Below are 23,600 nucleotides of genomic sequence, written 5' to 3'. Positions count from 1 at the left end.
ACGTCCCGCAGGCGTGAGACGGACGGCACAGAGCCACCCGCTGCGCAAGCGCGCATACGACACAAAGCCCGGAGCGCGAGCGGTCCGGGTAAGGCGTCGTCTTCTTTCATCCGGACTGTTACCGTCGGCCCTGGCCTCTCACCAGATCTGCTGACCCCCTGCCGCAGGGCAGGGGCGCTCGCGGGCTCGGTCTTGCGACCATACCGCCGGTGGGGAGTTGCACCCCGCCCCGAAGACGTCAGCCGTCCGGCACCCGGACGGCTGTGTGCAGTATACCAGTGGTAACATTCCCCCATTGCACGCGAGCCACTTTCCATGATCCAGACCGACAACCTTACCGGCGGCGCCCCAGAGCGCCGTTTGGTCACCCAGCAGAGCCTGTCCGCGCAGGAGGAGGCCCTGGAGCGGGCCTTGCGGCCCAAGGCACTCGACGAGTACGTGGGCCAGAAGAAGGCCCGTGAACAGTTGGAAATCTTCATCGAAGCGGCCAAGAAGCGCGGCGAGGCGCTGGACCACGTGCTGCTGTTTGGGCCGCCGGGTCTGGGCAAGACCACGCTTGCACACATTGTAGCGCGCGAGATGGGTGTGAACCTGCGTCAGACCAGCGGGCCGGTGCTGGAGCGGGCCGGCGACCTGGCGGCACTGCTGACCAACCTGGAGCCGCACGATGTGCTGTTTATCGACGAGATCCACCGGCTCTCGCCGGTGGTGGAGGAAATTCTCTACCCGGCGCTGGAGGATTACCAGATCGACATCATGATCGGCGAAGGGCCGGCCGCCCGCTCGGTCAAGATCGATCTGCCGCCGTTCACGCTGGTGGGGGCCACCACCCGCGCCGGCATGCTCACCAACCCGCTGCGCGACCGCTTCGGGATCGTGGCGCGGCTGGAGTTCTATACCGCCGAGGAGCTGACACGGATCGTCACCCGTTCTGCGGGGCTGCTGAACGTCACCTTGGCCGAAGACGGTGCCTTCGAGGTGGCGCGCCGCTCACGGGGTACGCCTCGCATCGCCAACCGACTGCTGCGCCGCGTGCGCGATTATGCCGAAGTAAAGGCGGACGGGACCGTGACCGCCGCCGTGGCGGATGCGGCGCTGGCCATGCTAGATGTGGATCCGGCCGGACTCGACGTGATGGACCGCAAATTGCTCGGTGCCATACTGGAGAAATTTGGCGGCGGGCCGGTGGGACTGGACAACGTGGCCGCCGCCATCGGCGAATCCACCGATACCATTGAGGACGTCATCGAGCCCTTCCTGATCCAGCAGGGCTATCTGCAGCGCACGCCACGGGGCCGCATGGCCACCTCGCTGGCCTACACACACTTCGGCCTGCCCGTGCGCGACTGAGCACACTGACAGGTGCCGTGGGCGTCCGGACACATCGACAGGGGGCAGAACATGAAGAATGCGATGCTGATCATCCGTACCGGGCAGCCGCCTGCGCCGGTGGGGGCGCGTCTGGGGCAGTTCGCTGACTGGCTGCGGCGCGAGTTTGCCGACTGCGACCGTGCTTGGCAGGAAGTGCATGTGGCCGCTGGCGAGCCTCTGCCGCCAGTGGCGAACTGTGCCGGGGCCGTCATCACCGGTTCGCCCGCCATGGTTACCGACCATCTGCCGTGGAGCGAGGCTACCGCTGCCTGGATTCGGGAGGCCGTGGCCGCCGAGGTGCCACTGCTGGGTATCTGCTATGGTCACCAGCTGATCGCCTACGCGCTGGGCGGTGAGGTGGGCTACCATCCGGACGGCCCTGAAGTAGGCGTGGTGGACATTCAGCTGAAGCCGGCTGCGGGCAAGGACGCGCTGTTCCACGACTTGCCGCCCGTGCTGCAGGCCAACGTGATCCACTGGCAGACGGTGCTGCGGTTGCCGCCCGGGGCAGTCCATCTGGCCGGCAATGCCTACGAGCCGCACCATGCCTACCGTTGCGGTAGCGCCTGGGGGGTGCAGTTCCACCCAGAGTTCGATCAGGCCGCGATGGCTGGCTATATCGAAACCCTGGCGGAGCGGCTACGCAACGCCAACCGCGACCCGGACGTGCTGCTCGATGCGCTCCGGCCCACGCCCATGGCGGGCAACCTGCTTGCCCGCTTCAGCCAGCTGGTCTGCCGACGTCGCAACGCAGATGCCTGAAGCCGCCTAGCGGGCCCGGGCCATCCATCCCCCCGGTGGTCGGTCCGATCCTCGCCTTTTCCTGACCGTGAACCCATGGTGATGCACGTCTCCGCAGGGCGGCGCCGTGACATACCCTCACCCTCCATCCTCATTAACTCCCGCATCGGTGCGGTGGACAGGCGTTATAGCTCACCCGGCAAGGCGTACGGCGAGCACAGCGGCCAGCGCGCGTTGATGTGTTTGACCGGCAGCACCGACAGAGTGCAGCGTTGCCAGTACTTGCGTTGGCATGGCCGCTGACTTCTTGGGACGCACCCACGAGGAGGTCAGCACCAAACCAGCCCGTGAGCTACCTGCTAGCGCAAGGCCCCTGTCTGGGCCGGCAGTGCTATGGTGGCGGCTGCTCACCCGCCACCGCGGTGTCGGACGAGGCACCGCACGGCGTCAGCTCGCCTCCCACGTCGGCAAGATGGATCTGACTGATGCGGACCTCATGGTCGAGTGCGGGGTCATCGCTGGGTTGGCCGAAGAGAGCCACGTTATAGCCACACGCAACGAAGAGAGCCCGCGTGCGGATCAGGAAATTCTGGTGGGCCGGGCGGTCCTCATTCCCCTTGCCGAAACCGTCCGCTCCGCACGTAAAGCGCAGTATCCGGCCATGCAGCGTTGGCTGCGGTCCACCCCCGTCCAGGGTCGTGAGTACGCGTTCGCGTGGGGGAGGCAGTGCACATTCAGGGTGTTGTGGGGTTTCCTTACGATCCCACGACTTCGCGTTCGCGTAGAGGAATACGGTACAGCGTGCCCGCGGCCAAGGCGCCTGGGGCCGCAGGCAGGTACAGGACAAGCGCTCATGGCAGCCTCCGCATGGACAGCGGGGCGCGTGCGCTGCGGGGCGGACGGGCGCATGGCAAAATGCAGGCTTTCATCTTCAGCGTGGCTTTCATGTACAGGATCGGCATAGACCTAGGCGGCACCAAGATCGAGCTGGTCGCCCTCGCCGGCGATGGTGAGGTCCGCCTGCGCCAGCGCGTTCCCACCCCACAGGGTGACTATGCGGGTACCTTGGATGCCATCGCCGCACTCGTGCGGGGCGCAGAGGCCGAGATCGGTGGTGACTATACAGTAGGCATCGGCACTCCCGGCGCGCCTTCACAGTCGGGCGGCCGCATGAAGAACTGCAATTCCACCTGTCTGAATGGCCAGCCTTTCCAGGCGGATATCGAGGCGCTGCTACAGCGGCCAGTGCGACTGGCCAACGATGCCAACTGCTTTACCCTTTCCGAAGCCATCGATGGCGCCGGAAAGGATGCACGCGCGGTGTTCGGCGTCATCCTGGGCACCGGTGTCGGCGGCGGGATGGTGCTGGAGGGTAGGCTGTGGCAGGGAGCCAACCACATCGCTGGCGAGTGGGGGCACATGCCGCTGCCGCTGCCCGAGGCGTCCGATCTGCCACTGCCTGGCTGCTACTGCGGCCGCCATGGCTGCGTGGAGGCTTACCTGTCTGGGCCGGCCCTGCAGGCCCAGTACGCCGCGCAGACCGGGCTGACTGCTACCCCAGCGGAGATCGCCACCTTGGCCGAAGGCAATGCCCAGTGCGCCATGGCGGTTCTGGAAACCTACGAGCGCCGCTTGGGACGCGCCCTTGCCCAAGTGGTAAACCTCTTCGATCCCGAGGTCATCGTGCTTGGGGGCGGGCTCTCCAATCTGGCCCGTCTCTATCGCACCCTACCGGAATACATGGCCCCGCATGTGTTCTCCGACACCGTGCTCACCCGCATCGTGCCGCCGCTGCATGGCGACAGCTCGGGCGTGCGTGGCGCGGCCTGGCTGTGGGCCCCGGTAACGGGGTGACGTGCGGCCGGCCGGGTGCGTACAATTCCGGTCAGCTCTTCACTTTTCAGGATGGACACCATGTTTTTCGCACTGATGGCCGCCACGTTTGCCGTGGCACTGCTTACCTCGCTCGTTACCGCCCGCTTCTTCGATGCGGCCGTCAACAAGATTCTTGCGCGCATCGTGGGGGCCGACCTGGCCGATGCGTGGCGGCGCTACCTGCGCTTTGCAATCGTGGTGGTGGGGGTGTCGGGCGGCGTACGCCTGTGGGAGCTGGAGAAATACATCACCGCTACACGCGAATCGGCCGCACTGGAGCTGAACGGCATGCGCTGGACACTCGAGATCTATCGCACGCTGATCGAAAGCCTGCAGAGCATTGCCTGGATGATGCTGCTCTTTTTCCTGTGCGCGATGATCGCTTACGTTATCGTGCGGGCGATCGAGCTTAAGCACCAGCGGCCGGAAGAGTAAGCTGCGTCTGGCGGTACACGAAAAAGGTTGCCTGTAAGGCAACCTTTTTCGTTTGGGGCGGGCTGTCTTAGCTACCGATCTTGAGCGCGGTCCACAGCCGGTTGAGCTCGCGCCGGCTCTTTACGTCCAGGTCCTTCAGCGGGACATATCTGCCCGCGGACGGGTTGAGCATGATCACCGGGTTCTTGCGGATCTCCGGCTGGAAGAAGGCTTCCGCAGCCTGTACCGGGTTGGTGGCGCCGATCTGGTTGGAGATGCCTGCGGCATTGCGACCGTCCAGCATGAAGTTGATGAACTTGTGGGCCAGATCCGGGCGCGGGGCATCCTTGAGCACGGTCATGTTATCCACGGCCAGGATGTTGCCCTCCTTCTGCGGCCGGTAGGCAAGGGTGAATGGCCGTTTGGCGCTGCGCGCATCCTGCTGTGCCTGGAACAGGTCGTTGGAATAGCCGTGGGCCACCCAGACGTTGCCCACCGTCAGTTCCTTGATGTAGCTCTGGTTGTTGAAGGCGGCCCAGTAAGGCTTGGCCTTGCGGATCACCTCGGCCGCTGCCTGCCAGTCTTCGGGGCGGGTGGTATTCGGGTCACGTCCGAGATAGAGCAGGGCGGCCGCCATCAGCTCGCGCTGGCTGTCCAGCACCGTCACCTTGCCCTTGATCTTGGCCAGCACGGCCGGATCGAAGATCAGTGCCCAGCTGTCTGCCTTATCCAGTACCCCTGCCTTCTTGAGCTGGGTTTCGTTGTAGCCGATCAGCGTCAGCGAGACCACGGTGGGGGCCGCATAACGGTTGCCCGGGTCGAAGGGGTCGTTTAGCTTCAGGTAGCCGGGATTCAGGTTCTTCCAGTTGGGCAACTGCGCCTTGTTCAGTGGCGCCAGCCGTCCCTGCTTGAGCAAGGTGCTGACTGCGAAGGCGGTCGGAAACACCATGTCATAGCCTTTGGCGCCGGCCGCCAGCTTGGCCAGCATCTCCTCGTTGTCGCCGTAGTAGTCCTGCACCAGCTTGCAGTTGCAATACTGTTCAAAACGTTTGGCGGTATCGGCAGACAGGGCGTTGTTCCAGTTGTAGATGTGCAGAACGTCCTGAGCCTGGGCCGCGCCCGCATTCAGAGCCATAAGCGCTAAAAAAGCGAGCTTTTTCATAGAGTTTGATCCTCGTCAAAAAAGGCACTGCTGTTTATAAAATCAAAACCCCCGTCCGGCTGGACAGGGGCTGAAGGCGTCTGGGCGCCGGTCCGGAAGCCTGGGTGTCTGCTGCAGGCCTCCGGGAAACTTCAGTGCTGGGCCACCATATTGTCCCGGTGGATGAGCTCCGGCTCCACCAGGTAGCCCAGCGTGGGTTCGATGTCGCGGGTAGGCTTGCGCATGATCTGCCGTGCTTCGTCGGAGCTGTAGTTCACCAAGCCCCGGGCCACTTCCTGTCCCGAGGGGTCCACGCAGGCCACGCAGTCGCCGCGCAGAAAGTGACCGTCCACCGCCATCACGCCGATCGGCAGCAGGCTGGTGCCGCGTTCGCGGATGGCTTCGGCTGCGCCGGCATCCAGGGTCAGCCTGCCGGCTAGCTGCAGGTGGTCGGCCAGCCACTGCTTGCGAGCGGCCATGCGGCTGGTAGGTGGTACGAGCTGGGTGCCAATGGCCTCGCCGTCTGCCAGACGTGACAATACTTCGCGTTCGCGGCCGCAGGCGATCACCGTGGCGGCGCCACTGCGGGCGGCACGCTTGGCCGCAAGGATCTTTGTGATCATGCCGCCGGTGCCGACGCTGGAGCCTGCGCCCCCGGCCATGTCCTCCAGGGCCACATCACCGGCGCGGGCTTCGTGCACCAAGCACGCTTCAGGGTGCTTGCGCGGGTCTGCCGTGTACAGGCCCTGCTGGTCGGTGAGGATCACCAGGGCGTCGGCCTCGATCAGGTTCGTCACCAAGGCCCCGAGCGTGTCGTTGTCGCCGAAGCGGATCTCGTTGGTCACCACCGTATCGTTCTCGTTGATGATCGGGACCACGTTCAAGTTCAGCAGGGTGTGCAGGGTACTGCGTGCGTTCAGATAACGCGTCCGGTCCGCCAGGTCCTCGTGCGTCAGAAGTACCTGCGCCGTCTTCAGGCCATACTCACGAAAAGCACTCTCGTAGGCTTGGCACAGCCCCATCTGGCCGACGGCCGCAGCGGCTTGCAACTCGTGCACCGCCTTGGGGCGCCGTGCCCAGCCCAAGCGCTGGCAGCCTTCGGCGATCGCACCGGAGGAGACGAGCACCACGGCCTTGCCGCGGCGCTTGAGCTCGGCAATCTCCGCAGCCCAGCGCGCCAGTGCGGCCAAGTCCAGGCCCTTGCCGTCATTAGTGACGAGGCTGGAGCCGACCTTGATCACCAGCCTCTGGGCGGCATGAATCACCGAGTGCATCTTGAACCATCCTTGAACGTCAAAGCTGCGAGTGTACCCCAAACCTATCGGCCGGGCGCCCTCAGAAATGGGCGCTGTCCTGGAACTCCATCAGCTGGTAGTGCGGGGTCTGCCGATCCAGGCGGGTGCTGCGCACCAAGCGTTCGTCCCCGTCCTCCTGCAGGCGGAATTCGCGCAACCGGCTGAACAGCCGTCCCGGCAGCAGCAGCAGCGGAGGCCGCCCCAGCTTGGTGATGCCAGGCAGCTTGAGTGCTGGCTGCAGTGTATCGGCCTGATGGGTGATGGTGGGCATGGCCAGCACCGGCACCGGAAGCCGGCCGAGCACCTCCACGCCGCATTCCAGCAGGTCGCTGTCCGCCGGCAGGGCCACCCATCGGATCACGCACAGGGTGCAGGCCGTGGGCTTGGCCGGCGGGTGTAGCAACAGCAGCTCGCCTACGCGCAGGCTGTAACCTTGGCTGTGACCGCGCAGCAGGAAACCGAGCGGGCTCTGGTTGACCACCTCCATCTGGGCCGGCTTGACGAAGGGTACGCCCGGCAGTGGCCGCCCCGCCTGGGCCTGCAGGTATTGCCAGATCGGTATCAGTTGCGAGATGGCTGCCACCCGCTCCCCCAAGGGCAGACGGGTATGCCGCCGGCGGGGAGGGTGGCGCCATTCATGGGTCAGGCGCCGCACCAGCGCCAGCTCGGTTTCCACCGGGCCGCTCGCCGGGCTACTGCCCTTTATCTGCTCCAGCTGCATCTGCCGTTCATGCAGGTGTTCGGCCAACCTGCTGACATCGAGCAGCCAGTCGGCCTGCTGGCTGCCTTCGCCGCCAAGCCAGCGAGGGGGGGTGTCGTGGTTGCAGTGGACGTAGAAGCCCGCCATGGGTCCCGCCAGCTCTTCGACCGGGATCAGGCAGGCACTGGAGGCATATTGGAGGATGATCTGCTGCGCCGGGTAGAACTCAGCCTCCGTCAGTCCCTTGCTGGGGGTGATGCCCATCAGCAGGATCTGCAGGTACAGCACCTCAAGCGTGTCCTCCACAATGGAGGGCCTGTCAGCCCAGCCTGCCTCGCGCACGGTGCAGTAGATGGTATGGCAGTCATGCCAGAAGCCTTCACCCACGCTGGCGTAATGGCCGGCCGCGATGTAGATGATCTGCCGCGCCGTCAACAGGGTGTAGGCGGCCAGGTCGATCTTGGGCTGATCGCGCTCCAGAAAGCCCCGCTTGGCCAGCCGGTCGCTCAGGGCACGCTTGAAGCCGGTGTGCAGCGCCACGAAGAGCTGCAGCCCCAGGCGGGTGGCCTGCCGGGCACGCATCGATGTGGTTGGATCTCCCTGCTGCATCTCGCCTTCCAGCGCCGGATAGTAATGGTCGATGGTGGCCAGGTACTGCAGCAGCAGCCGGTAGCGCACGGTGCAGTCCAGGGGTACACGGTTAAGCTGGCTGAGGGCCTCGACCAGCTGGCGACCACAGTCGGTCAGGCGCGTGAACGGTAGCGTGGACAGCCAGTCCTGCAACTGCGCAGGCTCGGTCATGGCCAGGCTCGGGTCCTGGTCGGTCGGGGGGAGGGTCAGGGCAAGTGGATCCACACGGCTGCCGTTTGCGTAAGGGGACTGTCGATGTCGTTATGAATTCCGGGTAAGCGTCAAGCTTACGGGAGCGCCGGGCCGCTGTCGACGGTTGCCGTGGTCTGCCCCAGCCTGTCCAGCGTACGCAGTGTGGCGGCGGCCAGGTGCTGCATCTCCTCGGGGGCGAGGATGTAGGGCGGCATAAAATACACCGTACGGCCAATCGGACGCAGCAGTACGCCTTCCTCCAGCATCGCCTGGAAAAAGGCTTGGGCAAAGTCGGGGCGATCCGTTTCCACGTCAAAAGCCCAGATCATCCCGCAATGGCGGAAATGTCGGACAGAGGGATGGCGGGCCACCGGTTCCAGCAGCCGGCTGAAGCAGGCCGCACGTGCCTGGTTGGCCGAAAGCACATCTTCGGACGCAAAGATATCCAGCACCTCGAGCGCCGCGCGGCACGCCAGCGCATTGCCGGTGTAGCTGTGCGAATGCAAGAACCCCCGGGTGACGTCGTCATCATAGAAGGCCTGATAAACCATATCGCTGGTCAGCACGCAGGAGAGGGGTAGGTAACCGCCGGTCAGCCCTTTGGAGAGGCAGACGAAGTCAGGCAGGATGTCCGCCTGCTGGTAGGCAAACAGGCTGCCCGTGCGGCCGAAGCCCACGGCAATCTCGTCGGCGATCAGGTGCACACGGTAGCGGTCGCACAGGCGGCGGGCTGTCGCAAGATAGCTGGGGTCGTACATCGCCATGCCCGCTGCGCCCTGGACCAGTGGCTCCACGATCAAGGCGGCGATCTCGCTGGCGTGCGCTTCCAGCAGTGCCTCCAGCCCCTGGGCGGCCCGTGTGGCAACATCGGCTGCCGTCTCGCCGGCTTCGGCCAACCTGGCGTCCGGCGAGGGTGCACGCAGGCCAGGTTGCAGCAGTGGCGCATAGGTGCGCGAGAACAGCGGGACGTCGGTCACGCCGAGGGCGCCCACGGTCTCACCGTGGTAGCTGTTCTCCAGGCTGACGAAGCGTGTTTTTCCTGGCTCACCACGGTTCTGCCAGAAGTGAAAGCTCATCTTGAGCGCAATCTCCACCGCGCTGGCACCGTCCGAGCCGTAGAAGGCGTGCCCCAATCCTGTCAGTGCGCCCAGCCGTTCCGAAAGCTCCACCACCGGGCGATGGGTGAACCCCGCGAGGATGACATGTTCCAGTTCGTCCAGCTGGGCCTTCAAGGCAGCCTTCATGCGAGGATGGTTGTGCCCGAACAAATTCACCCACCAAGAACTGACCGCATCGAGATAGCGACGCCCCTCGAAGTCCTCCAGCCACACCCCCTCGGCGCGGGCCACCGGAATCAGCGGCAGGGTTTCATGCCGCTTCATCTGCGTGCAGGGGTGCCATACCGCTGCCCGGCTGCGTTCAAGCCATGCCTCATTACTCATACGAAAGCTCCTGACAACAGGCCCGCCATGCTAGCACGTCTCCAGTCACCGCCCCTGCTTGTCAATGTCGTAAATAAGGTACCTGACAAAAATCGTCAGGTGTGGACCACTGACGACAGGTATGTAACGAGGCTGCCTCATGAAAACGCATGAAAAACAGCAGTTTGCCGTTCTGGCATGATCCGTGCATGATCAACGCCGTACTTCGAGAGGCCACCATGCACGACCAGCAACAAGGTTTTACCCTGATCGAACTGATGATCGTCGTGGCGATTATTGGTATTCTGGCGGCGATCGCGATTCCGGCTTATCAGGATTACACTCGCCGGGCCTATCTTACTGAAGCCTTGGGCCTGGCCAGCGCAGCAAAGCATGCAGTGGAAGAGTTTCATGCTGCAAAAGGGTTCTGGCCGGCAAGCAATGCCTCTGCAGGATTGTCAGCGCCCGAAAGCTATGCCGGTGCTTCGGTGAATGCGCTGGAGGTGCGGGCATCCGGCACTGAAATGCTTATTGCAGTGCTGCTTAACGAGAAGGTCGCCAGCGGGGCTGAAGCTTGGCTGATCCCTCAGGTCGCTAGCGGGGGCTATTTCTGGCGGTGTACGGGTTCTTCTGCAGAAATAAGGCGGTTGATGCCAACTAACTGCAGGGAATAGTTTTTTAGACAAAACGAGGACGCAATGATGAAAAAAGTACAGCAGGGCTTTACCCTGATCGAGCTGATGATTGTGGTGGCCATTATTGGTATTCTGGCCGCCATCGCCATTCCGGCTTATCAGGACTACACCAAGCGCGCTCATGTCAGCGAAGGCTTGACGCTCGCGGCAGCTGCCAAAACGGCCATGACTGAGTATTACTCGACGAAAGGCACCTTCCACGCATCGGGTGGTGTCGCAGCCAGCAACGGTACTTATGGATTGCCGGAACCCACATCTATTACCGGTAATGCCGTAGAAAGTGTCACGGCAACCAGCACGAGTGCAAGCCAAGGAACGATTACTATTGAGTACAAACCTGTAGTCGATGCAACTAAGAAACAGTTGGTTTTGACTGGTATCGCTTCGGGTGGCAGCATTGCCTGGAATTGCAGCGCTTCTGGCACCACTGCTGTTGAAGCTAAGTGGGTACCGAGTAACTGCCGCTAATGCTATTTAAGACCTGCTAAGCGCCCGATCAGGGCGCTTTTTTATTTTTATGAACAACGAAAAATACAGATCACTTGGGATGGCTGTGGGGCTTGGCATCGTCCTCATCATCGCCTTCAACAATGTATGGAGATTTTCCCCTCTCCCGGATGCCTTGACGGACATGCTGGCCGTGTCCGGACTGATGGTGTTGCTTTTGATGCCAAGGCAAGAAGGCGCACGTGAAAGTCAGTGTTCTCAACTGCCGTATGCAGCTTTGGTGATGGTCCTGTTGATGGTCGTGGCTGTCATTGCAGGCCGAAGATCCGACTTTCTCAGTGGACAGGCTGTTCTGGTACTGAGTGCGGGCGCCATCGGAAGTCAGGTTTTTTTCCGGGAAGCGGCAGACAACGGTAAAGAGCGTCTTGTAACCCTGGTAGCCCATCTGCTTGTCTTCGGTGCCTTAGGACAGGCCTTGGTAGGGGTCGCGCAGGCCTTGGGGCTTGCTTCCTTGGCCCGGGGCTGGCTGGTAGTGGACGCCATGAACCCCACAGGCAACATCATGGGCAACATTGGACAGCGTAACCAGTTCGCCCATTATCTGGGATGGGGAATGATCGCCGCCTGCTATCTGCACGCACACGGTCGCTTGCGCACCGTGCTTTTCCTTCCTGCGATCGCATTCCTGACGTTGGTGATGGGGTGGTCGGGCTCGCGTCTGGTGCTCGCCTACGGCCTGGGGTTTGGCCTGCTGGCCTTGCTGTGGGCAGTGCGCGCACGCCAGGATGCGACCGTGCAGCAGTTCGGCAAGGCCGCGGCCTGGGCGGTGATGGCCATCGCCTTCACGCAGTTTTTCATGCAGGAAATCAATCAGGGACTGTCCGCCCTTGGTCTGCCCCTGCATCTGTCCAGCGGTGCGGACCGATTGATGGATGCGGGTTTTGGTGCGCGGCGGCGAGTGGAGTGGACTAAGGCGTGGATGGTGTTCCAGACGCATCCCTGGTTTGGCGTGGGCTGGGGTGGCTATGCGGCACAGAGTGTCTGGCTGGAAGCCTACGGCGGCCTGCCCAAGGTACCCGAGAGCGCTCTCTTCACCCACAGCCATAACCTGATCTTCCAGCTGTTGGCCGAAACAGGCATCGTCGGTACCCTGATCGTGGTGGGGGGGCTGCTCCTCTGCCTGCTGCCTTATTTCCGCAAGGGCGAGACGACGCCGGAAAACCTGTTCCTGATCAGCATGGCCATGGTGACGCTGGGACATTCGATGTTTGAATACCCGTTGTGGTACCTGCCTTTCCTCTTGGGACTATGCTTGGTGCTGGCCCTGTCACCGCTTCGGCCCATCACGCTGGAGATCCGCCCGGCCCTACGGCGTCTGCTGGGAGGCAGCCTGGTTCTGGCCATGGGTGTCTATCTGGCCACCGGCCTGCCCAACTTCTGGAAACTGGTGGCGTACAACATTCCGGCGCCCTCGGTGGCCGAGAACGAGCAGCGTATTGCCCAGCTGGAACGCATCGGGCTGAACCCTGTCTGGCGTTACGATGCAGACATGGTGCTGGCCAATTATCTGGTTCCCAGCGCCGAGTATGTGAATATCAAGCTTGCCAAACTCGAGCCCCTCCTGAAATACCGCCCTTATGTCAACCTGCTGTTGAAGGTGGCAATGCTGCGGGCGTACAAGGGCGATGCTGCGGGCGCTCGCGACTTGGTGGTGCAGGCAATTGCCGCGTACCCCGATGCACTGCCGTTCATCTTCGGGATGCTGCACAGCCAGAAGCATCCGGCCTTAGTGCCCCTGCAACGCCTGTCTGAGACGGCGCTTGCCACGTATCAGCGTGAGGGCGCCCTGGCCGCAGTCAACACTGTGGCTGCGCCCGTCAGCCGGACCTTGCTGTTCTGACCGTTGGCGCACCTGCTCGCATTTCATGTAGCGGGCGGCTGCGCTATCCTTCTCCCTTTTGTCTCCCAATCCTGCTCCCATGCTGCCGCGTAACGCTGTATTGCAATGCCTGCCCAGCTTGGCCCTGTTCGCCTGGGCTCTGATCGCTATCGTGCCCTTCGCGTCACGCGTGCACTATGTCCCCCTGCCGCAGTACTTCGGTGAGATCAACGTAGTGTGGCTGACAGCGCTGGCAGGAGCATGTCTGCTGTTGGCGGGGCAGGGGCTGCGCCAGTTACCGGCTGCCGCTGTGTGGATGCTGGGGCTGGCTGCCTACTGGCAGGCGCAGGTGTGGCTGGTGCCGCTGGTGTTTCCCGGGCTCAATTCCGCCACGGCACTGGCCTTTGTGGCGCTGGCCGTCTTGGCGTTAGTGACGGCTCAGCTCAAGCTGCACTTCGGTACTTCCAGGGTGCTGACAGCGCTGGCCTGGGCGTTGGTGGCCGGCGCGATCGTCCAGTCCCTGATCGGCTTTTGCCAGTTGACCGGGTTGGCGCAGGTGATGGGTGGGGTGCTGTTCTATGATCACAGTCATCCGACCACCAACGTCTTCGGGCATATCGGCCAGCGCAACCAGTATGCGCATTACCTGATGTGGGGTCTGCTGTGTGGGGTCTACCTGCATGTGACCGGTCAGATGTCGCGCAAATGGCTGATCGTGCTTACGCTATGGCTGTCTGCCATGCTGGCTTGGGCCGGTTCGCGGACGGTACTGTTGTACCTGGTGGCCGAGGTGGCCCTTGCCGGAATATGGTACTGGCGGGCGCGCACCTACACTGTGCGGCGCATGCTGGGGGTGGTGACTGCGGTGGCCGGATGTGTGCTGCTGTTCCAACTGCTGCTGCCGCTCTTCAATCAGCTGCTGTCTTGGCTGATGGCCTCGCAAGTCACCGGTGCCAGCGGCATAGAGCGACTGGCCAGCAACAGTGATGGCATGGGCTCGCGTCGGCTGGGGGAGATGCACAAGGCGTGGCTGGTGTTCCGCGATGCGCCCTGGTTCGGCGCCGGCTGGTCGCAGTTTGCCGTACAGAGCGTACGACTGCAGACACTGCCGGCGTTCGCCGCGGCCGGCTACAACAGCGGCCTCTTTACGCATTGTCACAACCTTATCCTGCAGCTGCTCGCCGAAACCGGGCTGGCCGGTACCCTCTTGGCGGTGGGGGGCTTTTTTCTGTTGCTGATCCCGTTCTTCCGTCAGCCCGCCACGGTGGAAACCCTGCTGCCGGTGATGGCGCTGTCCGTCAGCTTCATCCATAGCCTGCTGGAGTACCCCCTGTGGTACCTGTATTTCCTGGCCGTGTGCGTCATCTGGCTGACGCTAGCGCCGGGCCGGGTACTGCGCCTGCCGCGTGCCGGCAGTCTGGCAACAGGGGCCGCCCTGCTGTTGGTCGGTGTGCTCTCCGTGATGACCATGCCGCGCTACTGGGAGCTGGTCGACTTGTATACACCGACTGGCAACCCCGGGCGGGATGCCGTTCGCGTGAACCGGCTGGAGGCGATCGTACGCGACGAACCGATGTTTGCCTTTCACGCGCTCAACACGCTCGACAATTACCTGCCCCCCACGCGTGAGCACCTCTCGGAAAAGCGTCACTGGATTACTCTGCTGGCAGCGTTCCGGCCCTATCCGGACGTGATGCTCAAGAAGGCGCAGCTCGAAGCGCTGGCCGGGGAAGGCAGGTTGGCCGAAGCCACCTTGCGCACGAGCCTGGCTTCGTTTCCGACGTATGCCGGGGACTACTACAACGCCCTGCCCGAGAGCGAACCCGCGTACGAAGGCCTTCGGGTAGTGGCCAGCGAGGTCTATGACCGTCTGCCCGCGCAGTATCGCTAGACCCTGGTACCCATGAAAAAAGCCCCTCACGGAGGGGCTTTTTGTTTCATCGGCACCATGCCTGTTAGATCACCACGGCTTCGCCTTGGGCCACCAGCGCTGTCTTCATCTTGGTCAGGGCCTTGGCCTCGATCTGACGGATGCGTTCGGCAGAGACACCGAATTCCGCTGCCAGATCGTGTAGGGTACGGCCACCGTCATCGGCCAGCCAACGAGCTTCGATGATCTTGCGGCTACGGTCGTCCAAGGTCTCCAGCGCCGACACCAGCCCTTCGCTCTGAAGATGGTCATACGCCTTGCGCTCGATCTCGCGCACCGGCTCATGCTCGCTGTCGGCCAGCCAGTCGATCGGGGCAAAGCTCTCGTCGTCGCCTTCTTCGGCCATGAGTGCCACGTCATGGCCCGTCATGCGGGTTTCCATTTCGTGCACTTCCTCAGGCTTCACGCCCAGTTCTTCGGCAATCTGGCGCGCTTCCTTGTCGGTAAGCGCCGAGAACCCCTGCTTCATGCTACGCAGGTTGAAGAACAACTTGCGTTGCGGCTTGGTGGTGGCGATGCGTACCAGACGCCAGTTGCGCAGGATGAATTCATGGATCTCGGCCTTGATCCAGTGAATGGCAAACGAGAACAGGCGCACACCGCGGCCGGGCTCAAAGCGTTTCACCGCCTTCATCAGGCCGATGTTGCCTTCCTGGATGAGGTCGGCCTGCGGCAGTCCATAGCCGGAGTAGCCACGGGCAATCGATACGACAACGCGCAGATGCGACAGCACCAGCTTGCGCGCAGCATCCAGGTCGCTTTCGACCCGGAAGCGGGTGGCAAGCGCATTCTCTTCCTCGGCGGTCAGCATCGGAATGCTGTTCACGGTCTGGATGTACTGCTCCAGGCTGCCGCTGGTGGAAGGAACGGGCAATGCGAAAGTGGCGGTCATGTAACGGATTACCTCCTTGATGGGTAATGCAATTTTAGCACTCGGATTGGACGAGTGCCAGAATCGCAAGTTCCGCTGACAATGGTATTTCTCTATCGCCGTGATAGCAGAAAACCCTTATGGCTGAGCCGGTCAGGACGACTCGATCTGGCGCAGCTGGTGGTCGGCCGCGAGGCGGGCGCCGAGCATGGCAAGGAGGGCAGAGACAGCCATCACCCCCAGAAGTTCGGCGGGACGCAGGCCATGCAGGTCAACATGTTCATTATAAAGCTGGGCGAACTGGCTGACCGCAGGGCCGGCAATGGCTACCAGCCATTCCGTGAGGCCCCAGGCGATCAGAGTGGCCAGCACCGCCTGCCATACCGCGTGGTAGAGGAAGGGGCGGCGGATGAAGCTGTCGGTGGCGCCGATCAGCTTGGAGACCTCGATTTCCTCGCGTCGGGCCAGAATCTGCATGCGGATAGTGTTATGGGTGATCAGAACCAGGGCCACCCCTAGCACACCGGCCAGCAGCCACGTCAGGTGGCGTCCCAGCTCCAGCAGGCTGTAGAGCCGTTTTGCCCAGTCGGCATCGAACTGGGCGCTTTCCACCATCGGCAGACCAGACAGTTCCTTCTGCAGCATTTCAAGTGCCTGTGGCTCTGCATCGCGGGGCTCGACGATGAAGGCATCGGGGAGGGGGTTGCCTTCCAGGCCTTCGGCCAACCCTGTCAGAGCGTTGCGTTTTTCCAGATCCGCCAGTGCCTGGGCCTTGCTCACAAAGTGGTAGCGGGCCACCCTGGGATGGCCGCGTAGCGTGCGGTCCACGGCGGCGATATCGGCCTCTTCGGCGCTCGTCTCCATGAAAAGCGAGATTTGCGGGCTGGCGGTGAGCTTGCCCAGCCAGCCCTGCAGGCTGTTGATGCCCACGTACAGCGACAGCGGCAGGGCGAGGGCCACCGACAGCATCAGGAGGTTCAGCAGGCTGCCGAAAGGCTGGCGCAGGATCTTGTGCAGGGCCTGGCGGGCACTCTGAAGATGCAGAAAAAGAAAGTGCTTCATGTGGCAAACTGTCCTTCTCGCAGGCGGATGATGCGGCGTCCGTAATCTTCCATCAGGGTTTCGTCGTGTGCCGAAATCACAACGGTCACGCCCACCTGATGGAAGGATTTGAACAGCTCCATGATGTCGAGCGCGTAGGCGCGGTCCAGGTTGGCCGAAGGCTCGTCAGCCAACAGGATGCTTGGACGGTGCACCACTGCCCGGGCGATGCACAGGCGCTGCTGTTCACCTCCGGACAGGCGGATGGGCATCACTCTCTCCTTGCCACCCAGTCCCACCTTGTCCAGCGCCGCACGCACCCGTCGGGTGGCTTCACGCCGGTCAAAGCCGATGATGTCCAGCGGCAGGACGGTGTTGTCGAACACGTTGCGGTCGAACAGGATTTTGTGGTCTTGAAAGACCAGTCCGATGTGCTGGCGCACGTAGGGCAACTGGCTACGCCGCAGGCGAGAAAGGTTGTGACCGTTGACCATCACCCGTCCACTGGTGGCGCGCTCGATGCCGGCGATCAGCTTGAGCAGGGTGGACTTGCCGGCGCCGGAGTGGCCGGCCAAGAAGGCCATTTCACCGCTCTCGATGGTGAACGACAGATTCTTAAGGGCGTCGATCCCACCCGGGTAGCGCTTGGTGACCTGATCGAACTGGATCATCGGCGGTTCCTCATGCGTTTTTACCGCAGGGCCGTTTGGCCGTGCAGGCAATGTGTTCCATCAATCGAACAGGGCATCCACATAGTCGCGGGCGCTGAAGGGGCGCAGGTCGTCGATGCTCTCGCCCACGCCGATGAAGCGCAACGGCACCGGGTGCTGCTTGGCAATGGCTGCGATCACGCCGCCCTTGGCGGTGCCGTCGAGCTTGGTAAGAATCAGGCCGGTCAGGCCCAAAGCCTCGTCAAAGGCCTTCACCTGGTTGAGCGCGTTCTGACCGATGTTGGCATCCAGCACCAGCACCACCTCGTGCGGGGCATCCGGTCGTGCCTTCTGGATCACGCGCTTGACCTTGCGGATCTCTTCCATCAAATGCAGTTGGGTCGGCAGCCGGCCGGCGGTATCGGCCAGGACAATGTCAATGCCGCGGGCCTCGGCGGCCTTGATGGCATCGAAGCATACCGCTGCCGCATCGCCGCCCTGCTGGGCGATCACGGTGACGTTGTTGCGCTCGCCCCAGGCCATCAGCTGTTCGCGGGCGGCCGCGCGGAAAGTGTCCCCCGCAGCGAGCAGCACGCTCTTGCCCTGGCTTTGGTAATACTTTGCCAGCTTGCCGATGCTGGTGGTCTTGCCTGCTCCGTTCACGCCGGCAAGCATGATGACGAAGGGCTTCTTCGCTTCCACCTGCAGTGGTTTCTCCAGCGGCTCGATCAGGTCGGCCAGCGCATCCTTCAGGGCGCCTTTGAGTTCGCTGGCGTCCTTCAGACCACGTAGAGAAACCCGCTCGCGCACATCCTTGAGCAGGTGGGTGGTCGCGTCCACACCCATGTCAGCGGTCAGCAAGACGGTTTCCAGCTCTTCGTAGAGGTCTTCATCGATCTTGCCTCCACCGAAAAGGCCTGCCAGCGACTTGCCCAGCTTGTCGCGGGTCTTGGAGAGACCGGCCTTCAGCCGCTCGGTCCAGCTTGGGCGGCGGGCGGGTTCCGGTGCGGCAGGCGCAGGAGAGGAAGGCTCCACGGCGCTGGTCTTGAGCTGGCCGGCCCCGCTGGTTTTGTCCGCTTCGTCCGCGGCCCTGGGCAAGGGCGCAGTCGGGACCGTCACTGTGGGGGCGGCCTCGGGCGCCGGCGTGGGGGCAGGGGCCGCTGCGTCTGTCTCGGGGCTGGGCTCCGGCTGTTTTTCCGGCTGGGCGGGCGGGGGGGTTTTCTTCTTGAAGAAACTAAACATGCTTTGTCACGGTCAAGGGGATGGCGTAAAAATGCTGAAATTGTATCGCTAAAATCGATCGGGAAAGAGAGAACACGCCATGCATCGCTTGGCCCTATCTGCCGTGGCCCTGTTTCTGGGCCTGGCCCGGCCTGTTCTGGCCAATCCGTATGAAGCCGTGCTCGACAACGGCATGAAAGTGATCGTGAAGGAAGACCACCGTGCACCGGTGGCAGTATCGCAGCTCTGGTACCGAGTGGGCAGTGTGGACGAAGTCAACGGCCGCACCGGCTTGTCGCACCTGCTCGAACACATGATGTTCAAGGGTACGCAGAAGGTCCCCGCTGGCGAGTTCAGTCGTCTGATCGCGGCCGCCGGCGGCAAGGACAATGCCTTCACCAGCCGCGACCACACAGTGTACTTCCAGCAGCTGGCTGCCGACCGGCTGCCACTGGCGCTCCAGTTGGAATCCGACCGGATGGCCAACCTCGCCTTCAAGGATGAGGCGTTCAACAGCGAGCTGAACGTCGTGAAGGAAGAGCGCCGCTGGCGCACCGACGACCAGCCGACCGGGCGCCTGTACGAAGCGCTCTACGCCGGCGCCTTCATTGCCAGCCCGGTCCGTACCCCCGTGATCGGCTGGATGGGCGATCTGGACAGCATGAAGCCTGACGACCTGCGTGCCTGGTACCGCCAGTGGTATGTGCCCAACAACGCCACCTTGGTGGTGGTGGGCGACGTAAAAGCGGAGGAGGTGCTTGCCCAAGCCCGTGCCGCCTTTGGAGGGCTGGCCGGACGTACCCTGCCCGAGCGACGGCCGCAGCCGGAGCCGCCCCAGAACGGCATCCGTCGTCTGAGTGTGAAGGCTCCTTCCGAGTTGCCGTACCTGGCGCTTGCCTGGAAAGCCCCCCGACTGGAGCGTATCGACCAGTCCGAGCCCTACGCCTACGCCATGCTCGCCTCACTGCTGGATGGCCTGGATGCCTCGCGGCTGCCGCGGCGGCTGGTACGCGAGCAGGCGGTCGCCACCAGCGTGTCGGCCAGCTACGACATGCTCACCCGGGCCGGAGCGCTGTTCACCGTGATCGGAGTGCCTGCACAAGGCGTGGCACCGGCCCGCCTCGAAAAGGCCATCCGCGCCGAACTGGATCGCATCGCCCGAGAAGGGGTGAGCGCGGCCGAGCTCGAACGGGTGCGTCGCCAGGTCGAAGCGGCACGGATTTACGAGAAGGACTCGATGTTTGCACAAGCCATGCAGATCGGCACGGTGGAATCGCTGGGTTTTTCCTGGCGGGACGAGCCGGAGTTCGTGCGGCGTCTGACGGCCGTCACCTCGCAGCAGGTCCAGGCCGTGGCCAGGGGGCTGAAGGACGATGACCTGACCGTGGTGACACTGGTGCCCCAACCGTTGCCCAAGGGGGCACCCAAGTCCATGCCGATGGAAGGAGGAGACAGTCATGGCGTTCGCTAAGCGTACCACCGCGCAGGTTGGCCGAAGCGGCTGGTTGGTCGCGCTGTTCTTGGCGGTCATGGCGGTGCCCGTTGCCAGTGCCGTGGAGATCCGGCACTGGCAGCAGCCCGATGGCGCACGGGTCTATTTCGTCGAGAGCCACGCCAACCCCATCCTCGACATCCATGTCGCCTTCGATGCTGGCAGCCGGCGCGACCCAGCCGACAAGCCCGGCCTTGCCTCCATGACGGCTGCCCTCCTGGACGCCGGCACGCGCAGCCTGAGCGAAGAACGTCTGCGTGAGCGCCTGGCCGATGCGGCTGCGTCGCTCTCCACCGATGCCGGGCTGGAGTCGGCTGGCATCCGGCTGCGGACCCTGTCCCGTGCGCCCGAGCGCAATGCCGCGCTTGATGTGCTGCGAGCTGTGATCAGCCAGCCGGTGTTCCCGCCTGCGGTGTTCGAACGGGAGAAACGCCGCGCCATCGAAGGGCAGCGCCAGCAGGAAACCGACGCCAGCTACCTCGCCGACCGCGCACTGGAGCGGCAGATCTACGGTCAGCATCCTTACGGGCGGGAGGCCGCGGTGGATGTAACCACGCTTACCCGACTGCAGCGTGCGGACGTGCTGGCCTTCTGGCGTAGCCACTACCGGCCGCAATCGGCAGTGATCTCGATCGTCGGCGACCTGAACGAAGGGGCGGCGCGCCAGCTTGCCGCGACTCTGCTGACGGGTCTGCCCAAAGGAGGCGCGCCTTTACCGCCGGTTCCGGCCGTTCCGCTATCTTCGGCCAACCCTGCGCCGGTTTACCTGCCCCATCCGGGCAGTCAGGCGCACGTGGCCGCCGGGCTACCCCTCTTTACCCGCAATGATCCCGACTACTTCCCGCTGATGGTGGGCAACTACATCCTCGGCGGGGGCGGGTTCGACGCCCGCCTCATGAAGGAACTGCGCGACAAGCGGGGGCTGACCTATGGCGCATCGAGCGAACTGGTCCCGTATCAGGAAGCCGGCCCCTTCAGCATCGGCTTTTCCACGCGCAAGGACCAGGCCAGAAGCGCCCTGGGTGTGATGCAGGAAACGCTGCGCACCTTCATCGAACAAGGCCCTACTCAGGCCGAACTCGATCAGGCGCGTGCCAACATCGTGGGCGGCTTCCCCCTGCGGTTCGACAGCAACGCCAAACTGCTGGGCTATCTGGCTGTGATCGGCTGGTACCGGCTGCCGCTCGACTTCCTGGACCGCTACCCGCGTGAAGTGGAGAAGGTCACGGTGGAAAGCGTGCGTGAGGCGTGGCGCCGCCGGGTGGACCCCTCCCGCATGGCCACCGTGGTGGTGGGCGCCACACCCTGATGGCTTTGCAAGGCAAAACGGCGACGAGGGCGGGCGGTTCCATGTAAACTGCCCGCTTTGTCGCACGCACGCCCCTTTCCTGCATGAGCAACCAGCGCAACAAGGTGCGGATCATCGGCGGACAGTACCGCCGGCGTCTGCTCTCCTTCCCCGAAGCGGCCGGCCTTCGGCCAACCTCCGACCGCGTCCGTGAAACCCTTTTCAACTGGCTGGGGCAGGACCTCACGGGCCGCACCTGCCTCGACCTGTTCGCCGGTAGCGGAGCACTGGGGTTTGAAGCGGCCTCGCGCCACGCGCGGCGCGTACTGATGGTGGAAAAGAACCGCGTAACAGCGGAAAGCCTGCGTGCCAATGGTGTCCTGCTCGGCGCCACTGCGGTGGAGATCATCCAAGGCGATGCCCTCGGTTTCCTCGCCCGCAGTCGTGACACTTTCGACGTCATTTTCCTTGATCCGCCGTTCGGCTCGGAGCTGCTGGCCCAGGTTCTGCCGCACGTCAAGGCGCGGCTTGCCCCGGCTGGGGCACTCTATATAGAGAGCGGACAGGAGGAAGACCCGGGGCCCGAATGGGTATGTCTGCGTCAGGATCGCGCTGGCGCCGTGCACTACGGGCTCTGGCAGCGCGCCCTTACGGACGGCGTGCTCGACCTCGAACCGGCCGCGAACGGCCCCACATAACGATATAACGGGTCGGACTTGCTGATGCGCCGCACCCGGTGACAGAATCCATCCTTGAAAAATACTTGAGGAATTTACTATGTCTTTGCTGATTACCGACGAATGCATCAACTGTGACGTCTGTGAGCCCGAATGCCCGAACAACGCCATCGCCCAGGGTGAGGAAATCTACGAGATCGACCCCAACCTCTGTACGCAGTGCGTCGGGCACTACGACGAACCGCAATGCCAGCAGGTCTGTCCGGTGGACTGCATCCTGATCGACCCGGCTCACCCCGAAACCCCGGAAGAGCTTCATCAGAAGTACTTGGTCATCACTGGCAAGGCATGAAGCAGGCTAAGCCGTTGAGCCGGAAGGAAAAGCCCCGTGGAAGCGGGGCTTTCTGTTGTTAAATCGTCGAACGCCGGTCAAAAAACATGAAAAAAAATGCAAAAAGCTGTTGACGGTCCTGCGGCTCATCTATAACATTCGGGTCTCTTTCAGGAGGGATTCCCGAGCGGTCAAAGGGATCAGACTGTAAATCTGACGGCTCTGCCTTCGAAGGTTCGAATCCTTCTCCCTCCACCAGAATACTTTAAAGCGTCTTGGCGGCGTGCAGCTCAAGTCGTCCGCTCCAGGCGGGTGTAGCTCAATGGTAGAGCAGAAGCCTTCCAAGCTTACGACGAGGGTTCGATTCCCTTCACCCGCTCCAAGCGATTTAGTGCCTGTTAAGGGCCCATGTAGCTCAGGGGTAGAGCACTCCCTTGGTAAGGGAGAGGTCGGCAGTTCAATTCTGCCCATGGGCACCATCGATCAAACCTTGTTTTCGAATTCAGGGAAATTGCCATGGCTAAGGAAAAGTTCGAGCGGACGAAACCGCACGTAAACGTTGGCACCATTGGTCACGTTGACCATGGTAAGACCACGCTGACCGCAGCGATCACCACGATTCTGTCGAAGAAATTCGGTGGCGAAGCCAAGGGTTACGACCAGATCGACAGCGCGCCGGAAGAAAAGGCCCGCGGTATTACGATTAACACCGCGCACGTAGAATACGAAACCGAGACCCGCCACTACGCACACGTAGACTGCCCGGGTCACGCCGACTACGTTAAGAACATGATTACCGGTGCTGCCCAGATGGACGGCGCCATTCTGGTGTGCTCGGCCGCTGACGGTCCGATGCCGCAGACCCGCGAACACATCCTGCTGGCCCGCCAGGTGGGTGTACCGTACATCATCGTGTTCCTGAACAAGTGCGACATGGTTGATGACGAAGAGCTGCTTGAGCTGGTGGAAATGGAAGTGCGCGACCTGCTGTCGTCGTACGATTTCCCGGGCGACGATCTGCCGATTATCAAAGGCTCGGCACTGAAGGCCCTGGAAGGCGATCAGTCCGAAATCGGCGAACCGGCAATCTTCCGTCTTGCTGATGCGCTGGACTCCTACATCCCGACGCCGGAGCGTGCTATCGACAAGCCGTTCCTGCTGCCGATCGAAGACGTGTTCTCGATCTCGGGTCGCGGTACCGTAGTGACTGGTCGTGTAGAGCGCGGCATCATCAAGGTCGGCGAAGAAATCGAAATCGTTGGTCTGAAAGCCACCACCAAGACCACCTGCACCGGCGT

23 protein-coding genes, 3 tRNA genes and 1 riboswitch are annotated in these 23,600 nt (G+C 62.9%); of the genes, 16 read left to right on the top strand and 10 right to left on the bottom strand.

Going from position 1 to position 23,600, the window contains the following annotated elements; genetic code table 11:
- Positions 1-94 precede the first annotated feature (94 nt).
- Positions 95-241, bottom strand: a riboswitch (FMN riboswitch).
- A 74-nt stretch (positions 242-315) separates the two neighbouring features.
- Entirely contained in the window at positions 316-1,350 is a 1,035-nt protein-coding gene (gene ruvB / locus EV669_RS02890) for a Holliday junction branch migration DNA helicase RuvB (protein WP_054286778.1), read from the top strand.
- A gap of 51 nt (positions 1,351-1,401) precedes the next feature.
- Positions 1,402-2,133: a glutamine amidotransferase gene (locus tag EV669_RS02885; RefSeq protein ID WP_132097845.1), complete on the top strand. Its 732-nt coding sequence runs from the start codon at positions 1,402-1,404 to the stop codon at positions 2,131-2,133.
- Between the two features lie 370 nt (positions 2,134-2,503).
- On the opposite strand, the gene EV669_RS14015 is transcribed toward EV669_RS02885, so the two are convergent.
- Positions 2,504-2,653 (bottom strand): hypothetical protein, encoded by a 150-nt coding sequence (locus EV669_RS14015; protein ID WP_156340752.1) that lies wholly within the window; start codon positions 2,651-2,653, stop codon positions 2,504-2,506.
- A 374-nt stretch (positions 2,654-3,027) separates the two neighbouring features.
- Here EV669_RS14015 and EV669_RS02880 point away from each other — a divergent pair, with 374 nt between their 5' ends.
- Together EV669_RS02880 and EV669_RS02875 are read left to right on the top strand one after the other, a co-directional pair.
- Positions 3,028-3,966, top strand: a complete 939-nt coding sequence (locus EV669_RS02880) for an ROK family protein (RefSeq protein ID WP_318271290.1) — start codon at positions 3,028-3,030, stop codon at positions 3,964-3,966.
- Positions 3,967-4,026: 60 nt separating this feature from the next.
- On the top strand, positions 4,027-4,422 hold the full coding sequence (locus EV669_RS02875) for a hypothetical protein (protein WP_054286808.1): 396 nt from the start codon (positions 4,027-4,029) through the stop codon (positions 4,420-4,422).
- 67 nt (positions 4,423-4,489) lie between these two features.
- On the opposite strand, the gene EV669_RS02870 is transcribed toward EV669_RS02875, so the two are convergent.
- From EV669_RS02870 to bioA, 4 genes are all read right to left on the bottom strand, one after another.
- Positions 4,490-5,563, bottom strand: coding sequence for an ABC transporter substrate-binding protein (locus tag EV669_RS02870; protein WP_054286776.1), 1,074 nt, complete (start codon positions 5,561-5,563; stop codon positions 4,490-4,492).
- A 131-nt stretch (positions 5,564-5,694) separates the two neighbouring features.
- Positions 5,695-6,816 carry a glutamate 5-kinase gene (gene proB / locus EV669_RS02865; protein WP_054286775.1) on the bottom strand — a complete coding sequence of 374 codons (1,122 nt, stop codon included), beginning with the start codon at positions 6,814-6,816 and terminating at the stop codon, positions 5,695-5,697.
- A 61-nt stretch (positions 6,817-6,877) separates the two neighbouring features.
- Positions 6,878-8,392 carry a hypothetical protein gene (locus EV669_RS02860; RefSeq protein ID WP_132097844.1) on the bottom strand — a complete coding sequence of 505 codons (1,515 nt, stop codon included), beginning with the start codon at positions 8,390-8,392 and terminating at the stop codon, positions 6,878-6,880.
- A gap of 62 nt (positions 8,393-8,454) precedes the next feature.
- The gene (bioA, locus tag EV669_RS02855; RefSeq protein ID WP_054286773.1) at positions 8,455-9,801 is read right to left on the bottom strand and encodes an adenosylmethionine--8-amino-7-oxononanoate transaminase; all 1,347 of its coding nucleotides are present in this window, start codon (positions 9,799-9,801) and stop codon (positions 8,455-8,457) included.
- A gap of 149 nt (positions 9,802-9,950) precedes the next feature.
- Between bioA and EV669_RS02850 the strand changes: the two genes are divergently transcribed.
- Together EV669_RS02850 and EV669_RS02845 are read left to right on the top strand one after the other, a co-directional pair.
- A complete protein-coding gene (locus EV669_RS02850; protein WP_207913769.1) occupies positions 9,951-10,454 on the top strand; it encodes a pilin in 504 nt (167 codons plus the stop codon).
- Positions 10,455-10,481: 27 nt separating this feature from the next.
- Positions 10,482-10,943, top strand: a complete 462-nt coding sequence (locus tag EV669_RS02845) for a pilin (RefSeq protein ID WP_165922708.1) — start codon at positions 10,482-10,484, stop codon at positions 10,941-10,943.
- A 70-nt stretch (positions 10,944-11,013) separates the two neighbouring features.
- Here the strand turns inward: EV669_RS02845 and EV669_RS14010 are convergent, their stop codons facing one another.
- Positions 11,014-11,367, bottom strand: coding sequence for a hypothetical protein (locus EV669_RS14010; protein WP_165922685.1), 354 nt, complete (start codon positions 11,365-11,367; stop codon positions 11,014-11,016).
- 30 nt (positions 11,368-11,397) lie between these two features.
- Here EV669_RS14010 and EV669_RS02840 point away from each other — a divergent pair, with 30 nt between their 5' ends.
- Positions 11,398-12,822, top strand: coding sequence for a PglL family O-oligosaccharyltransferase (locus tag EV669_RS02840; protein WP_165922684.1), 1,425 nt, complete (start codon positions 11,398-11,400; stop codon positions 12,820-12,822).
- Between the two features lie 79 nt (positions 12,823-12,901).
- Positions 12,902-14,692: a PglL family O-oligosaccharyltransferase gene (locus EV669_RS02835; RefSeq protein ID WP_132097841.1), complete on the top strand. Its 1,791-nt coding sequence runs from the start codon at positions 12,902-12,904 to the stop codon at positions 14,690-14,692.
- A 64-nt stretch (positions 14,693-14,756) separates the two neighbouring features.
- Here the strand turns inward: EV669_RS02835 and rpoH are convergent, their stop codons facing one another.
- The 4 genes from rpoH to ftsY form a co-directional block, all read right to left on the bottom strand.
- The gene (gene rpoH, locus EV669_RS02830; RefSeq protein WP_054286769.1) at positions 14,757-15,623 is read right to left on the bottom strand and encodes an RNA polymerase sigma factor RpoH; all 867 of its coding nucleotides are present in this window, start codon (positions 15,621-15,623) and stop codon (positions 14,757-14,759) included.
- 132 nt (positions 15,624-15,755) lie between these two features.
- Complete coding sequence (ftsX, locus tag EV669_RS02825; RefSeq protein ID WP_055434006.1) at positions 15,756-16,664, bottom strand: permease-like cell division protein FtsX; 909 nt, start codon at positions 16,662-16,664, stop codon at positions 15,756-15,758.
- Positions 16,661-17,314, bottom strand: coding sequence for a cell division ATP-binding protein FtsE (ftsE, locus tag EV669_RS02820; RefSeq protein ID WP_055434007.1), 654 nt, complete (start codon positions 17,312-17,314; stop codon positions 16,661-16,663). Before ftsE ends, ftsX begins: the two co-directional genes overlap by 4 nt.
- 60 nt (positions 17,315-17,374) lie before the next feature.
- Positions 17,375-18,535, bottom strand: coding sequence for a signal recognition particle-docking protein FtsY (gene ftsY / locus EV669_RS02815; protein ID WP_132097840.1), 1,161 nt, complete (start codon positions 18,533-18,535; stop codon positions 17,375-17,377).
- A gap of 79 nt (positions 18,536-18,614) precedes the next feature.
- Between ftsY and EV669_RS02810 the strand changes: the two genes are divergently transcribed.
- From EV669_RS02810 to EV669_RS02775, 8 genes are all read left to right on the top strand, one after another.
- Positions 18,615-19,985 carry a M16 family metallopeptidase gene (locus tag EV669_RS02810; protein WP_132097839.1) on the top strand — a complete coding sequence of 457 codons (1,371 nt, stop codon included), beginning with the start codon at positions 18,615-18,617 and terminating at the stop codon, positions 19,983-19,985.
- Positions 19,972-21,315 (top strand): M16 family metallopeptidase, encoded by a 1,344-nt coding sequence (locus EV669_RS02805; RefSeq protein ID WP_132097838.1) that lies wholly within the window; start codon positions 19,972-19,974, stop codon positions 21,313-21,315. The genes EV669_RS02810 and EV669_RS02805 overlap by 14 nt, the downstream gene beginning before the upstream one ends.
- Before the next feature lie 83 nt (positions 21,316-21,398).
- A complete protein-coding gene (gene rsmD / locus EV669_RS02800) occupies positions 21,399-21,992 on the top strand; it encodes a 16S rRNA (guanine(966)-N(2))-methyltransferase RsmD (RefSeq protein ID WP_132097837.1) in 594 nt (197 codons plus the stop codon).
- Between the two features lie 79 nt (positions 21,993-22,071).
- Entirely contained in the window at positions 22,072-22,323 is a 252-nt protein-coding gene (locus tag EV669_RS02795; protein WP_132097836.1) for a YfhL family 4Fe-4S dicluster ferredoxin, read from the top strand.
- A 152-nt stretch (positions 22,324-22,475) separates the two neighbouring features.
- Positions 22,476-22,560: transfer RNA gene (locus EV669_RS02790), tRNA-Tyr, on the top strand.
- 50 nt (positions 22,561-22,610) lie between these two features.
- Positions 22,611-22,684, top strand: a tRNA-Gly gene (locus EV669_RS02785).
- 22 nt (positions 22,685-22,706) lie between these two features.
- Positions 22,707-22,781, top strand: a tRNA-Thr gene (locus tag EV669_RS02780).
- 37 nt (positions 22,782-22,818) lie between these two features.
- A partial coding sequence (locus tag EV669_RS02775; protein ID WP_132097835.1) for an elongation factor Tu occupies positions 22,819-23,600 on the top strand: 782 nt, incomplete at its 3' end.

Origin of the sequence: Gulbenkiania mobilis, assembly GCA_004346645.1 — a bacterium.
Classification (GTDB): domain Bacteria; phylum Pseudomonadota; class Gammaproteobacteria; order Burkholderiales; family Chromobacteriaceae; genus Gulbenkiania; species Gulbenkiania mobilis.
Note: the sequence above shows the minus strand (reverse complement) of the source record. Positions and strands in the feature narration are given on the sequence as shown.

Bases quoted from the DNA above. Each gene is read 5' to 3' on its own strand.
- EV669_RS02810 (WP_132097839.1), top strand. From the start codon at position 18,615: ATGCATCGCTTGGCCCTATCTGCCGTGGCCCTGTTTCTGGGCCTGGCC.
- EV669_RS02805 (WP_132097838.1), top strand. From the start codon at position 19,972: ATGGCGTTCGCTAAGCGTACCACCGCGCAGGTTGGCCGAAGCGGCTGG.
- ftsX (WP_055434006.1), bottom strand. From the start codon at position 16,664: ATGAAGCACTTTCTTTTTCTGCATCTTCAGAGTGCCCGCCAGGCCCTG.
- rpoH (WP_054286769.1), bottom strand. From the start codon at position 15,623: ATGACCGCCACTTTCGCATTGCCCGTTCCTTCCACCAGCGGCAGCCTG.
- ruvB (WP_054286778.1), top strand. From the start codon at position 316: ATGATCCAGACCGACAACCTTACCGGCGGCGCCCCAGAGCGCCGTTTG.
- ftsY (WP_132097840.1), bottom strand. From the start codon at position 18,535: ATGTTTAGTTTCTTCAAGAAGAAAACCCCCCCGCCCGCCCAGCCGGAA.
- EV669_RS02845 (WP_165922708.1), top strand. From the start codon at position 10,482: ATGAAAAAAGTACAGCAGGGCTTTACCCTGATCGAGCTGATGATTGTG.
- EV669_RS02880 (WP_318271290.1), top strand. From the start codon at position 3,028: ATGCAGGCTTTCATCTTCAGCGTGGCTTTCATGTACAGGATCGGCATA.
- EV669_RS02870 (WP_054286776.1), bottom strand. From the start codon at position 5,563: ATGAAAAAGCTCGCTTTTTTAGCGCTTATGGCTCTGAATGCGGGCGCG.
- EV669_RS14010 (WP_165922685.1), bottom strand. From the start codon at position 11,367: ATGGGCTACCAGGGTTACAAGACGCTCTTTACCGTTGTCTGCCGCTTC.
- rsmD (WP_132097837.1), top strand. From the start codon at position 21,399: ATGAGCAACCAGCGCAACAAGGTGCGGATCATCGGCGGACAGTACCGC.
- bioA (WP_054286773.1), bottom strand. From the start codon at position 9,801: ATGAGTAATGAGGCATGGCTTGAACGCAGCCGGGCAGCGGTATGGCAC.
- ftsE (WP_055434007.1), bottom strand. From the start codon at position 17,314: ATGATCCAGTTCGATCAGGTCACCAAGCGCTACCCGGGTGGGATCGAC.
- proB (WP_054286775.1), bottom strand. From the start codon at position 6,816: ATGCACTCGGTGATTCATGCCGCCCAGAGGCTGGTGATCAAGGTCGGC.
- EV669_RS02885 (WP_132097845.1), top strand. From the start codon at position 1,402: ATGAAGAATGCGATGCTGATCATCCGTACCGGGCAGCCGCCTGCGCCG.
- EV669_RS02875 (WP_054286808.1), top strand. From the start codon at position 4,027: ATGTTTTTCGCACTGATGGCCGCCACGTTTGCCGTGGCACTGCTTACC.
- EV669_RS02850 (WP_207913769.1), top strand. From the start codon at position 9,951: ATGAAAAACAGCAGTTTGCCGTTCTGGCATGATCCGTGCATGATCAAC.
- EV669_RS02835 (WP_132097841.1), top strand. From the start codon at position 12,902: ATGCTGCCGCGTAACGCTGTATTGCAATGCCTGCCCAGCTTGGCCCTG.
- EV669_RS02795 (WP_132097836.1), top strand. From the start codon at position 22,072: ATGTCTTTGCTGATTACCGACGAATGCATCAACTGTGACGTCTGTGAG.